This is a genomic window from Roseateles chitinivorans, assembly GCF_050632145.1.
In the GTDB taxonomy this organism is placed as follows: Bacteria; Pseudomonadota; Gammaproteobacteria; order Burkholderiales; family Burkholderiaceae_C; genus Roseateles; species Roseateles chitinivorans_B.
This window is the reverse complement of sequence record NZ_CP192577.1, coordinates 3,858,967-3,874,287: the sequence shown is the minus strand read 5'-3', so window position 1 is coordinate 3,874,287 and position 15,321 is coordinate 3,858,967. Positions and strand designations below refer to the sequence as shown.

12 protein-coding genes, 1 pseudogene and 1 riboswitch are annotated in these 15,321 nt (G+C 68.7%); of the genes and pseudogenes, 10 read left to right on the top strand and 3 right to left on the bottom strand.

The window, feature by feature from the left end; all coding sequences use genetic code 11:
- Window positions 1–110 precede the first annotated feature (110 nt).
- A pseudogene (sbcB, locus tag ACQ86G_RS17815) lies at window positions 111–1,556 on the bottom strand (exodeoxyribonuclease I); the annotation flags it as partial.
- Between the two features lie 177 nt (window positions 1,557–1,733).
- Here sbcB and ACQ86G_RS17810 point away from each other — a divergent pair.
- The 7 genes from ACQ86G_RS17810 to ACQ86G_RS17780 all read left to right on the top strand — a co-directional run bounded on the left by ACQ86G_RS17810 (window position 1,734) and on the right by ACQ86G_RS17780 (window position 9,413).
- Entirely contained in the window at window positions 1,734–2,612 is an 879-nt protein-coding gene (locus ACQ86G_RS17810) for a lysostaphin resistance A-like protein (protein WP_431256576.1), read from the top strand.
- A gap of 135 nt (window positions 2,613–2,747) precedes the next feature.
- Complete coding sequence (locus ACQ86G_RS17805; protein ID WP_431256575.1) at window positions 2,748–5,219, top strand: penicillin-binding protein 1A; 2,472 nt, start codon at window positions 2,748–2,750, stop codon at window positions 5,217–5,219.
- A 12-nt stretch (window positions 5,220–5,231) separates the two neighbouring features.
- Window positions 5,232–6,032, top strand: a complete 801-nt coding sequence (locus tag ACQ86G_RS17800) for a transporter (RefSeq protein ID WP_431256574.1) — start codon at window positions 5,232–5,234, stop codon at window positions 6,030–6,032.
- Between the two features lie 94 nt (window positions 6,033–6,126).
- Entirely contained in the window at window positions 6,127–7,143 is a 1,017-nt protein-coding gene (locus ACQ86G_RS17795; RefSeq protein ID WP_431256573.1) for a ribonuclease T2 family protein, read from the top strand.
- A 128-nt stretch (window positions 7,144–7,271) separates the two neighbouring features.
- A complete protein-coding gene (locus tag ACQ86G_RS17790; RefSeq protein ID WP_431256572.1) occupies window positions 7,272–7,793 on the top strand; it encodes an SMI1/KNR4 family protein in 522 nt (173 codons plus the stop codon).
- A gap of 88 nt (window positions 7,794–7,881) precedes the next feature.
- Window positions 7,882–8,754, top strand: coding sequence for a helix-turn-helix transcriptional regulator (locus ACQ86G_RS17785; RefSeq protein ID WP_431256571.1), 873 nt, complete (start codon window positions 7,882–7,884; stop codon window positions 8,752–8,754).
- A 20-nt stretch (window positions 8,755–8,774) separates the two neighbouring features.
- The gene (locus ACQ86G_RS17780) at window positions 8,775–9,413 is read left to right on the top strand and encodes a glutathione S-transferase family protein (protein WP_431256570.1); all 639 of its coding nucleotides are present in this window, start codon (window positions 8,775–8,777) and stop codon (window positions 9,411–9,413) included.
- On the opposite strand, the gene ACQ86G_RS17775 is transcribed toward ACQ86G_RS17780, so the two are convergent.
- A complete protein-coding gene (locus tag ACQ86G_RS17775; protein ID WP_431256569.1) occupies window positions 9,414–10,535 on the bottom strand; it encodes a beta-ketoacyl-ACP synthase III in 1,122 nt (373 codons plus the stop codon). It abuts the gene before it with no gap.
- Window positions 10,536–10,779: 244 nt separating this feature from the next.
- On the opposite strand from ACQ86G_RS17775, the gene ACQ86G_RS17770 reads away from it, so the two are divergent.
- From ACQ86G_RS17770 to ACQ86G_RS17760, 3 genes are all read left to right on the top strand, one after another.
- Window positions 10,780–11,757 (top strand): GMP reductase, encoded by a 978-nt coding sequence (locus tag ACQ86G_RS17770; RefSeq protein ID WP_431256568.1) that lies wholly within the window; start codon window positions 10,780–10,782, stop codon window positions 11,755–11,757.
- A 146-nt stretch (window positions 11,758–11,903) separates the two neighbouring features.
- Window positions 11,904–12,156: riboswitch (cobalamin riboswitch) on the top strand.
- 83 nt (window positions 12,157–12,239) lie between these two features.
- The gene (locus ACQ86G_RS17765) at window positions 12,240–14,135 is read left to right on the top strand and encodes a TonB-dependent receptor domain-containing protein (protein ID WP_431256567.1); all 1,896 of its coding nucleotides are present in this window, start codon (window positions 12,240–12,242) and stop codon (window positions 14,133–14,135) included.
- Between the two features lie 203 nt (window positions 14,136–14,338).
- Window positions 14,339–14,878, top strand: a complete 540-nt coding sequence (locus ACQ86G_RS17760) for a hypothetical protein (RefSeq protein ID WP_431256566.1) — start codon at window positions 14,339–14,341, stop codon at window positions 14,876–14,878.
- A gap of 32 nt (window positions 14,879–14,910) precedes the next feature.
- Here ACQ86G_RS17760 and ACQ86G_RS17755 read toward each other — a convergent pair whose 3' ends face one another.
- Window positions 14,911–15,315 carry a RidA family protein gene (locus ACQ86G_RS17755; RefSeq protein WP_431256565.1) on the bottom strand — a complete coding sequence of 135 codons (405 nt, stop codon included), beginning with the start codon at window positions 15,313–15,315 and terminating at the stop codon, window positions 14,911–14,913.
- Between the last annotated feature and the right edge of the window lie 6 nt (window positions 15,316–15,321).

The window sequence follows — 15,321 nt, the reverse complement described above, 5'->3', positions numbered from 1 at the left end:
CGTCTCCTGGCGTATGCCGAAGGTGTACCCGTTTTGCCCGATCCTGGAAAGCCCGGAAAGGACCCGGTTCCAGGGCCTCGTCCGCCGCTGGACACGCTTTCAGGGGGCGGTGGCGCGATCTGCTCCGCCCAGTCGTACAGCGCCGAGAGGATGTCCCCGGCGCGCTCGTCTTCCGACTCCTCGGCCGTCTGGGCCAGCGTGTCGATGCGCTCGAAGAAGGCGTCCAGCGTCTGCGCCCCGCCCTCGCCCCGGTGCAGCCGGGTGGCCCGGTGGTGCTCCCAGCGGGCCTGCTCGTCGGCCGTCAGGCTGTCCGGGAAGTTGCGCGCGCGGTAGCGGAACAGGATCTCCTCCAGCCGGGCGTCCTCGAAGGCGACCTTGCCCTGCGCGACCCGGTCGGCCAGCGCCTCGGGCGACAGCCCGCGCATGCGCTCCAGCGCGCGGCGGTCGTCGTTCGAGACGAAGCCGCCGTACAGGTCCTCGTCGACATCGACGCCGCCCTCGCCCGCCGGCCGCTGGAACACCTGCGGCCACAGCCGCGACAGTTCCCCGCCGCGCGCCGCCAGCGTCTGCGCGTGCGCCTGCCCCTGCGCGAGGTCCAGGCCCCAACGCGCCGCCATCTCGGGCGAGAGGATCTTCATCGACGAGATCACGATCGGCGACTTGTTGACGTGGATGGTCTTGATCGGCAGCCGCGTCACGCCCTCGGGCAGCAGTTCCTGCTTCGTGTACATCCGCAGCCGGATCGTCTCGGCGTCCAGCGCCAGCAGCTCGGCCGGATCGCTGCCCAGGTCCCAGACGATCAGCTCGTTCTTGTTGGTCGGATGCGGCGCCAGCGGCCAGACCAGCGCGATGCAGCCGCGGTCCGTGCCGTACATGCCCGAGACATGGAGGAAGGGCCGGTTCATGCCGATCTCGGCCCAGACCGCATCCTTGCGGCGCAGCTTCAGGCAGAAGTCCCACAGCCGCGGCTGCCTGTCCTTGATCAGCCGGGCCAGCGCGATCGTCGCGCGCACGTCCGACAAGGCATCGTGCGCCGCCTCGTGGGCCAGGCCGTTGGCGGCGGTCAGGTGCTCCAGCTTGAAGGACGGACGACCGTCCTCGTGCTTCGGCCACTCGATGCCCTCCGGACGCAGCGCGTAGGCGCAGCGCACCACGTCCAGCAGGTCCCAGCGGCCGCAGTCGTTCTGCCATTCGCGGCCATAAGGGTCGATCAGGTTGCGCCAGAACAGGAACCGCGTCACCTCGTCGTCGAAGCGGATCGTGTTGTAGCCCAGGCCCACGGTGCCGGGGCGCGACAGCTCGGCGTGGATGTCGGCGGCGAAGCGGTGCTCGGCCAGGCCCTGCTCGGCGCAGGTCTGCGGCAGGATGCCGGTCAGCAGGCAGGATTCCGGATCAGGCAGGGAATCGGTGGGCGGCTGGCAATACACCATCAGCGGATCGCCGATCTCGTTCAGGTCCGCATCGGTGCGGATGCCGGCGAACTGCGCCGGCCGGTCGCGGCGCGGCACGCGTCCGAAGGTCTCGTAGTCGTGCCAGTAGAAGGTCATCTCGTGCATGGGGCGGGACGATACCTCAGCGGCGCGGCGACACCGGGCAGCGACACTGGGCAGCGACACTGGGCAGCGACACTGGGCGGCGGCCCCGGGCTTCGGACGCGGGCGCCGCTTCGCGGATACTGCGGCGCGATTGCCCCTCCGACACCCCGACACCCCGACCCAGCCCCCTTGACTCCGATGCCGCTCAGCCACCTGCTCCTGTGCCTGTCGATCGCCGCGACGCTGCTGCCGGTCCGCGCCCCCTGGCCCTGGCTCTCCCTGCTCATCATGGCGGTGACGGCCGGGCTGGTGCACGGGCAGCTCACGATCGCCGCGATGGTGCCCGTGGCCGCGATGGCCGCCCTGGCCTGGATGGCGATCGAGGCCCGCCACCGCCCGCGCCGCGAGTCGGTCCTGATGCTGCTGATGCTGGTGATCGGCTTCGCGCTGGCGCTGCACCTGCTGCCAGGGTTCCTGAATCCGACCTACCTGGCCACGACCTCCGACGCCCGCGCGCCGACGCTCAAATACCTGAACTTCGACAAGGGCGTCGCCGGCATGCTGATGCTGGCGGTGCTGGCGTCGCAGCAGCGCAGACGGTCGGAAGGCCCTTCCCCGTCGCCCTCGCCCGGCCTGCCGGGCTTCGCCCTCTGGCCCGCCCTCGCCGTGACGGTCGCCGCGACGCTCGCCCTGCCCTGGCTGCTGGCCGCGGTCGGCGGCATCGGCCGGCCGACGCTGCGCTGGCCGGACAACGCCGGCCTGTATCTGGCGGCCAATCTCTTCCTGACCTGCGTCGCCGAGGAGGTCGCGTTCCGCGGCGTCATCCAGGGCCTGCTCGCCCGCCGGCTCGGCACCGACCTGCGCACCATGAACGGCTGGCTGCCGGTGCTGCTGGCGGCGGTGCTGTTCGGCCTGGCCCATGCGGCCGGCGGCACGGGTTACGTGGCCCTCGCCATGCTGGCCGGTCTGGGCTACGGCCTGGCGTACACGCTGTCGCGCCGCATCGAGGTCGCCATCGGGCTGCATTTCGCGCTCAACGCGCTGGTCTTCCTGACGCTGGACCTCGGGCACGGTTGATGCCCTACCCGCCGATTCCCTCCACCGTGGGTCGGCAGTGTGTCTTGTGTGTACGGATTGTTGCCGTGCGCACCCAGACCGGGACAGCCCCGGTTGTCTGACGATAATCCGCCGACCTGAACTCGTGCGCCCCGCATGCAGCAGATTGCTCAATTCGCCCGCAACGTCGCCCAGGCCCTGGCCGGCTTCTTCCTGGCGCTCTGGCGCCGCACCGCGCCGATCCGGGACTCGCTGCGCCAACTGCCCACCTGGAAACGCATCGCCGTCTGGTCGGGGGCAGGCCTGCTGGCGGTGGTCCTGCTGCTCGGCGGCGTGGCGGCGATCATCTGGCCGGGCCTGCCCGACCTGGACCGCCTGACCGACTACAACCCCAAGCAGCCGCTGCGCGTCTACTCGGAGGACGGCCAGCTCCTGGCCGAATACGGCACCGAGCGCCGCAGCTACCTGCCGCTGGAGAAGATCCCCAAGCAGATGCAGCAGGCCCTGCTGGCGGTCGAGGACACCAACTTCTACGACCACCAGGGCGTCTACGTGCCCGGGATGATGCGGGCGTTCTGGGTCAACCTGTTCTCGTCCTCGCGCAGCCAGGGCGCGTCGACGATCACGCAGCAGCTGGCGCGCGACCTCTACCTGACGAAGAAGAAGCTCTACACCCGCAAGATCGTGGAGATCCTGCTGGCCTTCAAGATCGAGAGCCAGCTCTCCAAGGACAAGATCCTGGAGGTCTACATGAACCAGATCTATCTGGGTCAGCGGGCCTACGGCTTCGAGGCGGCGGCGCAGGCCTACTTCGGCAAGTCCTTGAAGGACCTGACGACGGCGGAGACGGCCATGCTGGCCGGCCTGCCGCAGAGTCCGTACCGTGCCAACCCGATCACCAACCTGAAGCTGGCGCAGCGTCGCCAGGCGACGGTGCTGATGCGCATGGTCGACGTCGGCATGATCACGCCGGAGCAGGCGAAGCAGGCCCGCGAGGAGCCGGTGAAGCTGCGCACCGCACAGGAGCAGCGCCTGCCCTACGGCCAGTACGCGACCGAGATGGTGCGCCAGGTGGTGCACGCCCAGTACGGCGAGGACGCCTACAACCGCGGCCTGCGCGTGACGACGACGCTGCGCATGGACGACCAGGTCGCGGCGTACAAGGCGCTGCGCCGCACGTTGATGGACTACGAGCGCCGCAAGGCCTGGCGCGGTCCGGAAGGCGACGTGGACCTGCCCGACGGCATGGACGCCCAGGAACAGGACGCCGCGATCGCGCAGGTGTTCAACGAGCACCCGGACAACGACGACCTGCGCACGGCGGTGGTCACGCAGGTCGCGAACAACAAGATCCAGGCGAGCCTGTCCGACGGCGACGACATCGAGATCACGGGCGAAGGCCTGCGCTCGGTGCAATCGGCGCTGTCGCCCAAGGCCAAGGCCGACCTGCGCATCCAGCGCGGCGCCATCATCCGCGTGCTGCGCGGCGCGCCGACCAAGGCGTTCCCCAAGGGGGCGTGGGCGGTGACGCAGTCGCCGGAGGCCGAAGGCGCGCTGGTGTCGGTCGAGCCCGACACCGGCAAGATCCTGGCGCTGGTGGGCGGTTTCGACTTCAACCGCAACCAGTTCAACCACGCGACGCAGGCGTGGCGGCAGCCGGGCTCCAGCTTCAAGCCCTTCATCTACTCGGGCGCGATGGAACTCGGCGCGGGACCGGCGACGCTGGTCGACGACGCGCCGATCTCGGTCGGCGACTGGAATCCGCGCAACTCCGACGGCAACTTCGACGGTCCGATGACGCTGCGCCAGGCGCTGGCCAAGTCCAAGAACATGGTCACGATCCGGGTGCTGGAGCAGCTCACGCCGGCGCGCGGCCGCACCTGGGCCGGCAAGTTCGGCATCGACGTCGACAAGCAGCCGGAGAACCTGACGCTGGCGCTCGGATCGGGCTCGGTGACGCCGCTGCAGATGGCGAGCGCGTATTCGGTCTTCGCCAACGGCGGCTACCTGCTCAAGCCGCTGCTGGTGACCAAGATCGTGGACTCGCAGAACCAGGTGCTGTTCCAGGCGGAGCCGGAGAAGCTCACCGACGACCGCCGCGCGATCAGCGAGCGCAATGCGTTCATCACCGGTTCGCTGCTGCGCGAGGTGGCGATCCGCGGCACGGCCTACAAGGCCAGCGCATCGCTCAAGCGCTACGACCTGTACGGCAAGACCGGCACGACCAACGACGCGGTGGACGCCTGGTTCGCTGGCTTCCAGCGGCGCGTGGCGACGGTGGTGTGGATCGGCTACGACCAGCCGCGCAGCCTGGGCGCGGGCGAGTCCGGCGGCGGCGTCGCGCTGCCGGCGTGGATCGAGTACATGCAGGTCGCGCTGAAGGACATCAAGCCCTCCGAGATCGAACCGCCCAAGGACGGCGGGCTGGTCCAGGAAGAAGGTCCGTTCGGCCCGGACTGGGTCTTCAGCGAATACGCGGGCGACGCGGGGCTGAAGACGATCGGGCCGATGCCGCCGCCGCTGCCACCGGCGGAGCCGGCATCGGGCGCGGCCTCGGGGCCCGCGACGGGCGCCTCCGGCGTGCCGCCTTCCTGGTGGATGGGCGGCGAACGCAGCGGTGGCCAGTAAGGAGGACGTCCCATGACGAAGACGCTGGTGATCGCTGCGGCGCTGCTGACGGCGGCGGTCGGTTCCGCCCGTGCGGCGGACGAAGCCAGGGAGGCCATCGAGCCGGACCAGCCGGGCATCGTCGAATCGAGCAGCACGGTCGGCAAGGGCCGCGCGATGCTGGAGACGGGCCTCGGCTACCAGCGTGACAAGAGCGACGGCGTGCGCAGCCGGCTCTGGTCGACACCGACGCTCTTGCGCTTCGGCTTCGCCGAGGATTGGGAGTTCCGCGTCGAGACCGACGGCTACCAGCGCCTGCGGGCGTCGGACGGCAGCGGCACGGTGAAGGCCAGCGGCTGGGCCGACACGGCGCTCGGCGTGAAGTGGCACGTGCAGGACGGCGACGGCGAGCGCAACAGGCCGGGCCTCGCGTGGCTGCTGAACGTGGACATGGACAGCGGCTCGTCGGCATTCCGGGGTCAGGGCTTGCGTCCGTCGCTGCGGTTGACGGCCGAGTGGGACCTGCCGCGTGACTGGTCGGCTGGCCTGATCGGCGGGCTCTACCGCGACAGCCGCGACGACGGCAAGCACTTCGTCGGCGGCATCCTCGGCGCGTCGCTGGGGTGGCCGATCGCGGAGGCCTGGAAGGGCTATGTCGAGATCGCGGGCGACCAGCTCGCCTCCAACCGCAACGGCGGCCGCAGCATCTCGGCGGGCACCGGCGTGACCTGGCTGCTCGACCGTCGCCTGCAGCTGGATGCCTCCATCAACCGCGGCCTGACGAAGCAGACGGCGGACTGGGTGCTGGGCGTCGGGGTGTCGATCGGCTTCTGATCGTCAGATCGCGGGACGTGAGCCACGGGCTCATTCCCGGCAGCGCCCAGATGACGTACAAAGCCGGCTGTCCTGACAGCATCGCCTGACTTCCATGCGCCTCGCCCTCCGAATCGCCGCCCTGTCGCTGGTCGTCAGCGCCCTGCCCTCGGCCTGGGCCGATCCCGCGAGCGGCACCTTCACCGCCTCGCGCGCCTGCGAGGCCTTCCAGTCCTTCAGGAAGAGCACCAACCCCGACAGCGCGAAGCTCTCGCCGGGCACGGGCTACCCGATCCTGGAGTCGCACGACGCAGGCTGGACGCGCGTGCAGGTGCCGGGCGCCCGACCGCCGGAGCGCTGGGTGCCGAACGACTGCGGTGCGTCCGCGGGTGGCGGCGCCCCGGCGCCCTCGAACCCGACCCGCGCCCGCGGGCCGGCGGTCGACAACGCGGCGGCGAACAGCGGCCAGGGCATGTGCAAGACGCCGGACCAGTACGACAGCTTCGTGCTGGCGATGTCGTGGCAGCCCGGCTTCTGCGAATGGACGGCGGGCGGCAAGCGCGGCAAGCCCGAATGCGAGGCGATGGAAGACGGCAAGCTCAAGGTGACCAACCTGACGCTGCACGGCCTGTGGCCCAACCGGCAGCAATGCGGGATCAGCTACGGCGACTGCAGCAATGCGCCGATGACCCTGTCGAAGGAGACGGTCGCCTACATCGGCCCGTGGATGCCGAACTTCCTCTACGAGAAGGGGTTCGGCGAGCACGAATGGCGCAAGCACGGCACCTGCCAGACGACGCTGAACCCGGATGCGTACTTCCGCCGCGCGGTCGACCTGGTGAAGCAGTTCAACGATGCGGAGGTCGGCAAGTACATCCGGCAGAACATCGGCGGGGCCATCTCGCGCAACACCTTCTACGAGAAGCTGAAGGCCGAGACCGGCAGCGACGCGTACCGCGACAGCGTGAAGCTGATGTGCTCGGGGCAGTACCTCACCGAGATCCAGGTGAAGCTGCCGCGCGACTACAAGGCCGGGGGCACGCTCAAGCAGCTGCTGGGCGATCAGCCGGGCGGCAGCGGCGGCGGGACCTGCCGCCGGGATGAGATCCGGATCGAGGCGAGCGGGCGGTGAGCCCGGGACATCGACCCCATGACTGAAACGTTCCTGCGACTGTGGATCACGCAGGGCCTACTGAGACAAACGGATTCCGAGCCATGAAGCATTCAATGACGACGCAGTGGCAACGCATCGAGGACGCGATGTCCGCCCTCGGCTGCCTGGACGAGATGGCTTTGCAACCCGGAGCACAACCGGACCGGATCGCCGAGCTGGAGCGGCACCTCGGCGTGACGCTCCCTGACAGCCTGAAAGCCTTCCTCGCCGGTCATGACGGTCAGGATGGCAACCACGGGTTGGTCGGTGGCGAACATCTGCTGTCGGTCGACGGCATCCGCAACGAGTGGAACAACTGGCGAGAAATCGACGAGGCCGACATGAACGCCGACAGCGCACAGTTCATGACCTCCGAGCCGCCGGGATACATCAAGCCGCTCTACACCCATCGGTCATGGATCCCCCTGACGAAGGACTGGGGCGGCAACCACTACGGGCTGGACTTCGATCCGGACGAGAAGGGTCGTGTCGGCCAGGTCATCAAGTTCGGTCGCGATGAAGACGAGAAGCGCCTCATCGCCGAGGATTTCGATCGCTTCGTGGAACTCATCGTCGCCTCCCTCGCCGGCGCCACGTGGGATGGGGAGCAGCTCCATTCGGAGCTCTGATCGGATCGGCACCAAACCTGACCGTTCCCGCACCGCCGTTCACGCGGTGCACCGCTAGGATCAATTCATCCCTTCACGAGGATTCGAATTGAAGCCGAGCACCATCCAGGCCCCCGACGGGTCCGCGCTGGCCCGGGAGATCCACGGCCGACCCGGCATCGGCGTCTCGGCCCATGTACTGCAAGGACGCGGACTGCGGATCCTGCGCATGCGCGTCGACCAATCCGCGCTGATCTTCGTCGACCGCGGCATCAAGACCGTCAAGCCGGCTCGCGGCGCGGGCGTCCGGGCCCGAGCCGGGCAGGCGCTGCTGGTGAGCGGGCAGCAGACTGTCGATTTCACCAACGACGTCACCGAGGGCGAGCACTACGAAGCGCGTTGGCTGGTGCTCGACAACGCGTTGCTGGAAGACGCCTTCTATCGCGAGACGGCGTCGCGGATCGCGTCCGTCGATGCGCCGCTGGCGCCGGTACGGTTACTGACGCGAGTACAGACAGGTCTGACCGATGCCTTCGAGCGCGGCCGGCAAACCCTGGCCCCGGATCGAGCACTGCCCGACGCAGTCGCACGCCAGCGGGTGCTGGAGGTCATGCATTGGTTGCTGGAAGACGGGCTCGTGCTTCGGTCGGCGTCGACCGAGGCGGACGTCTCCGTCCGGGTCCGCGCGCTGGTCGCCGGAAGACTCGATCACGACTGGTCCGCCGCGCGCGTGGCGCAGGCGCTGGCGATGTCCGAAGCGACGCTGCGACGCCGGCTCGCCGCCGAGGGCGCGTCGATGACCGCGTTGATCGTCGACGCCCGCATGGCTTCCGCGCTCACCCTGCTGCAGGCGACCACGCAGCCCGTTTCCGAGATCGCGAACGCCGTGGGCTACGACTCCCCGTCCCGCTTCGCCATCCGATTCCGCGAACGCTTCGGCTTCGCGCCCACCGTCGTCCGTGGCCACGCGCGGGCGGACTGACTCTCCCTCATCGACCCCACATGATCACCATCCACCACCTCGGACACTCCCAGTCGGAACGCATCCTGTGGCTCTGCGAGGAGCTCGGCATTCCCTATGCGCTCGAGCGCTATACCCGCGATGCCGTGACCCGGCTGTCGCCGCCCGAACTGAAGGCCAGGCATCCGCTGGGCGCGGCGCCCCTGATCGAGGACGGCGACCTGCTGCTGGCGGAGTCCGCCGCGATCGTCGAGTACCTCATCGCGAAATACGGCGGTGGTCGTCTGAAGCCCGGCGCCGAGCATCCGGACTTCGCACCGTTCCTGTACTGGTTCCACTTCGCCAACGGCAATCTGCAGCCGGTGATGCTGCGGCGGATGACGCTGGGACGCGCCTTGCCGGCTGACCATCCCGTCCTCGCGGCGACGCAGGAACGGCTCGACAAGGTGATGGCCCTCGTCGAGGAGCGACTCGGCCAAACGCCCTACTTCGCCGGCGACGAGTTCACGGCGGCGGACATCATGAGCGTCTTCTCGCTCACGACGATGCGGCTGTTCCTGCCGATCGATCTCGCGCCGTATCCGAACGTCCGGGCCTATCTCCAGCGCATCGGTCAAAGGCCCGCGTACCAGCGGGCCATGACGAAGGGCGATCCGGATCTGGCGCCGCTGCTGAGTTGATCAGCGCTTCTTGACGATCACGCTGCCCACGGAATAACCAGCTCCGAACGAGCAGATCACCCCCAGGTCGCCCTGCTTGAGGTTGGCGCGGTGCTCGTGGAACGCGATCACCGAGCCAGCCGAGGCCGTGTTCGCATACGTGTCCAGGATCAGCGGCGCAATCTCCGCGCCGGCCTCGCCGCCGACCAGCTTCTTGATCACCAGCTGGTTCATGCCCAGGTTGGCCTGGTGCAGCCAGTAGCGGCTCACGTCGTTCGGCTGGATGTGCAGCGCGGCCAGATGGTTCTCGATGTGCGCCGCGGCGATCGGCACCACCTCCTTGAAGACCTTGCGGCCCTCCTGGCGGAAGGTCTTGTCCCGGCCGTCCGGATCGCTGTCCTCGGCCTTGTTCATGAAGCCGAAGTTGTTGCGGATGTTGTTGGAGAACTGCGTCGCCAGCTTCGTGCCCAGGATCTCCCACTGCTCCGGCGCCGTCGCCAGATCGGCGCGCTCGACAACGATCGCCGTGCACACGTCGCCGAAGATGAAGTGGCAGTCGCGGTCCTTCCATTCCAGATGCGCGGACGTGATCTCCGGATTCACGATCAGCACGCACTTCGACGCGCCCGAGCGCACCGCGTTGTACGCCTGCTCCAGCGCGAAGGTCGCCGACGAGCACGCCACGTTCATGTCGAAGCCGTAGCCGCCCGCGCCCAACCCCTGCTGGATCTCCACCGCCATCGCCGGATACGCGCGCTGCATGTTCGCCGCCGAGCAGAACACCGCGTCCACGTCCTCGGGCTTCTTGCCCGCGGCGGCCAGCGCCTTGCGCGCCGCGTCGACCGCGATCTCCGCCATCAGCGACAGCTGGTCGTCCGCCCGTTCCTCGAAGCGCGGGTACATGCGCGTCGGGTCCAGCACGCCTTCCTTCTCGATCACGTAGCGCTGCTTGATGCCCGAGGCCTTCTCGATGAACTCCACGTTCGAGTGCACCAGCGCCTCGCGCGTGCCCGCGGCGATCGCCTCGGCGTGCTCGGCGTTCTGCAGGTCCACGTAGCGGTTGAACGAGTCCACCAGCTCGGCGTTGGTGATGACGTGCGGGGGCTGGTAGAGACCGGTGCCGCTGATGACGACGGAATGCATGTGGCTTGTCTTCTGATGTCGCCCGTTGCAGGGCCAAGGGGGCGAAGTTTAGCGAACTGCGCCCAAAAGCCCTTGGACGATGCATGCTGCACCGCAGCGCGGCGCCGCAGCCCCACAGCACGCGTAGAATGGGTCACCGGGCCCAAATTTTGGGACCCGGTTTTTTTGGCCGGGTCTCAAGTCAAGCGCTCGCAGCCCAGGGCGTGCACTGCATCAACGCAGCCCGACTTTGCGACTTTGGACCATGGAAATCTTTGACTACGACAACATCCTGCTGCTGCCGCGCAAGTGCCGCGTGAACAGCCGCAGCGAGTGCGACACCTCCGTCGAGTTCGGCCCCCGCCGCTTCAAGCTGCCGGCGGTGCCCGCGAACATGAAGACGGTCGTCGACGAGTCCATCACCGAATGGCTGGCCGCCAACGGCTACTTCTACGTGATGCACCGCTTCGACCTGGACGCGGTCGCCTTCGCCCGCACGATGCGCGACAAGGGCCTGCTGGTCTCGATCAGCGCCGGCGTCAAGGAAGCGGACTACGCCCTCATCGACCGCCTCGCCGCTGAAGGCCTGGGCGCCGACTACGTCACCATCGACATCGCCCACGGCCACGCCGACGCCGTGCAGCGCATGATCGCCCACATCAAGCACAAGCTGCCCGACACCTTCGTCATCGCCGGCAACGTCGGCACGCCCGAAGGCGTCATCGACCTCGAGAATTGGGGCGCCGACGCGACCAAGGTCGGCATCGGCCCGGGCAAGGTCTGCATCACGCGGCTCAAGACCGGCTTCGGCACGGGCGGCTGGCAGCTCTCCGCGTTGAAGTGGTGCGCCCGCGTGGCCACGAAGCCCATCATTGCCGACGGCGGCATCCGCCATCACGGCGACATCGCCAAGAGCGTGCGCTTCGGTGCCTCGATGGTGATGATCGGCTCGCTCTTCGCGGGCCATGAGGAGTCGCCGGGCCACACCGTCGAGGTCGACGGCAAGCGCTACAAGGAGTACTACGGCTCCGCGTCCGACTTCAACAAGGGCGAGTACAAGCACGTCGAAGGCAAGCGCATCCTCGAGCCCGTGAAGGGCCATCTGGCCGACACGCTGCGCGAGATGGAGGAGGACCTGCAGAGCTCGATCTCCTACGCTGGCGGCCGTGCCCTCGGCGATCTGCGCAAGGTGAACTACGTGGTCCTCGGCGGCGAAAACGCCGGCGAACACCTGTTCATGTAAGGCCCAGGCCCGCAGTCCACCCGCATGCCCAAGGCCCGAGGGCAACGGGTGCTGCTGGGGCCGGAATGGTGCTTGGGGTTCCCGGAGGGAGGCCCCATGCACCGTGGAGAGCCCGCGCCAGGCGACATGAAGTCGAGGGGCCTCCCGTTATGATCCGGCCCGTTGGTGCTCGCGCCCGGCCTTCCGCCGGCGCAGTTCAACGGGAATCAGGAGGGATCTCGCCTAAGCGGCGCAGGCCCCAACCTGAGCTGCCCCCGCAACGGTAAGCGGAAGGCGCGCTTCTTCTGAAAGTTGAAAGCGCGCGGCTCGTGTCTGAACACCACTGGACGGTCGTCCGGGAAGGCAACACGGGTTCATTCTTCCGACAGCCCGGATACCGGCCAACAGGCGGATCGTCGCCGTCCTTCCAGGAGGATGGCGCGTCCATTCCGCATGCGGCCGCGGGGAAGCGGCCGCCTGCCGCTGCTTTCCGAAGTTCCGACATGCAAGCCTCCCCTCCCCGCGCCACGCTGCGCGCCGTCGCCCGTGCCTGCGCGACCGCGCTGGTCGCCCTGCCCGCCCTGTCCGTCCTTGCGACAAGCGCCTTCGCGCAGTCCTCGCTCGATCCCGTCATCATCATCGGCACGCGCGAAGCGCAGCCGCTCAGCAAGAGCGTCGCCGACGTCGTCCTGATCGACGCCGACACGCTGCGCAACAGCGGTGCCGGCAGCGTGGCCGACGTGCTGCGTCGCTACGCCGGCGTGCAACTGGCCTCCAACGGCGGCCCCGGACAGCAGACGGGCTATTTCCTGCGCGGCGCCAACACGAGCTCGACGGTGGTCATGATCGACGGCGTGCGCGTCGGTTCGGCGACGCTGGGCCAGGCGTCCTTCGAGTCGATGAGCCTGGCGACCATCGAGCGCATCGAGGTGCTGCGCGGACCCGCCTCCGGCCTGTACGGCGCGGACGCGGTCGGTGGCGTCGTCCAGATCGTGACGAAGAAGGGCCAGGGCGCGCTGAACGTCACCGGCGGCCTCGCCGTCGGCGAGTACGGCTCGCGCCAAGGCGATGTCGGCGTCAGCGGGGCGCAGGCCGGCTTCGATTACGCCGCCAGCATCAGCCGCGAGACCAGCGACGGCGTGAGCGCCGTGCGCGGCGATCGCGGCAGCCCTTCCTTCAACCCGGACGACGACGGCTACCACCGCACGGTCGCGACCGCGCGGCTGGGGTTCACCCCCGCCGAAGGCCACCGCATCGGCGTCAGCGCGACGCAGAACCGCCTCAACGCGCAATACGACGCCTACGAGTTCGGCCCACCGGCCGACGCGTCCGGCGACTATCGCAACCGGCTCAAGACACGCGAAGTCGCGGTCGACTACCGCGGCACGCTGTCGCCGATCTGGACCACGACGCTGCAAGCGGCGCACGGCACCGACGACGCCGTGACCGGCCTGGCCGACGCCGGCCGCTTCAAGACCACGCGCGATCAGTACACCTGGCAGAACGCACTGCGCATCGCGCCGGACCAGCAGGTGGTGCTGGCCTACGAGCGCCTCGAGGAAAAGGCGGACGGCGTCACCGACGGCACGCTCAAGCGCACCAACAACGCCTACATCGCCGGCTACAGCGGCCTGTTCGGTCCGGCGGCGCTCGAGGCGAACCTGCGCCGGGACGACAACTCGCTCTACGGCAACAGCACGACGGGCAGCATCGGCGGCAGCTACGCGCTGAGCTCGACGCTGAAGGTCCGCGCGCTGGCCGGCAAGACCTTCCGCGCACCGACCTTCAACGACACCGACTTCCCCTTCTACGGCCATCACGACATCCGCCCGGAGAAGGGCCGCAGCGCGGAACTGGGTCTGAACTGGCGTTCGGGCGCGAGCAGCGCGTCGGCGACGGTCTACCGCAACAAGGTCAAGGACCTGATCGTGTACACCCCCGACGCGACGCTGTGCCCGCCGATCGACGACTTCGCCTACGGCTGCGCCGCCAACGTCGGCAAGGCCACGTTGAAGGGCGCGACGCTGACCGGTGCGCATCGCATGGGCAACTGGAACGTCGCCGCCAATGTCGACTTCCTCGATGCGAAGAACGACGAGACCGGCGCGCGCCTGATCCGTCGCGCGGCGCATCAGGAGAGCGTCTCCGTCGATTACGACACTGGCGTCTGGAGCGCCGGCGCGTCGGTGACCGACATCGGCAAGCGCCTGGACACGGCGGGCAACCTGGGCGGCTACGCGCTGCTGGACCTGCGCGCGACCTGGCGCTTCCTGCCGCAATGGCGCCTGGAAGCCAAGGTCCTCAACGCCGCCGACCGCGACGTGGAGCCGGTGTACTCGTACCAGGGCCTGGGCCGTCAGGCCTGGATCGGGGTGCGGTACGACATGAAGGGCTTCTGAGTCCCTCCACGCCGATTGGCGTCGCGCGGCGAAGCGTCCGCGCGGCGCGCCATCGCCGCTGAATCCGGTGGTAGCGATGCCACTGCGGCATCCATCACAGGGCGTCCCCCCGACGCGGGGGACGCATTCGCGCGGAAGCCACACGCGCCCCCTTTAGCATCCCGCCCCTTCAGCAACAAACACGACAAATCGGGGAGTGGGAGATGGTGCGGATTTCGAAGTCCTGGGGGCGCGGCGTGATGGCCGTACTGACGATGCTGGCCGTCGCGGGCCTGCTCAACGGCTGTGGCGGCGGCGGAGACGACGACTGTCAGATCACGGCCGGTCGTCCGGATGTGGTCTACACGCCCAGCATCACGGTGAGCGACACCTACGCCACCGACGCCTTGACCTATCGGCTGAATCAGCCCACGAGCTGGACCCTGCAGCCGCGCGGCATGACGCAGGCCTGCCTGAAGGGCTTGAAGGTGCGGCTCGAGAACCCCGACCATCCGTTGCCGGCGGGTTTCAAGCTGGACGCCGCGACCGGCACCATCGACGCGGGTGTCATGACGCGCCACGTCGAAGGACGGTGCCTGCGCGGCGGCAATGTCAACGACGCCGGCCCGAACTCGGTCAATCGCCTCTGTCCCGCGGGCTACACCGTCGGTGACGAGCGCTATGTGCTGATGGTCACCTCGGACCACTACAACATCGGCGCGTCGCCCATCCCCCTGGCCCTGGTCTTCCGGCCGGCGGAGTAAGGCAGAGCGGCCTCGCCGCCCGCGGTCGAGGATCAGCCCGGGCGCACGGCGGTGCACTCCACCTCGACCCGCGCGCCCAGCGCGAGTCCGTTGCAGCCGAACGCGCTGCGCGCCGGCAACGGCCGGTCTCCGAAGAACGCGCGGTAGACCTCGTTGAAGACGCCCCACTCCGCCATGTCGGCAAGCATCACGGTGCAGCGCATCAGATGCTCGACGCCGAGGCCTTGGGCATGGAGCGCGGTCTCGATGTTGCGCAGCGTCTGCAGCGCCTCGGCGCGGATGCCGCCTTCGACGAGTTCCAGCGTGCCGGGCTTGTTGCCCAGCTGACCCGACAGGAACACGAACGGCCCGAAGGCCGTGCCCTCGGGGAACGGCACGCTGGCGGGGAGGACGAGGCCGCTGTTGAAGCGGTGGATCGTGTTGTGGCTTCTGGTCATCGCGTC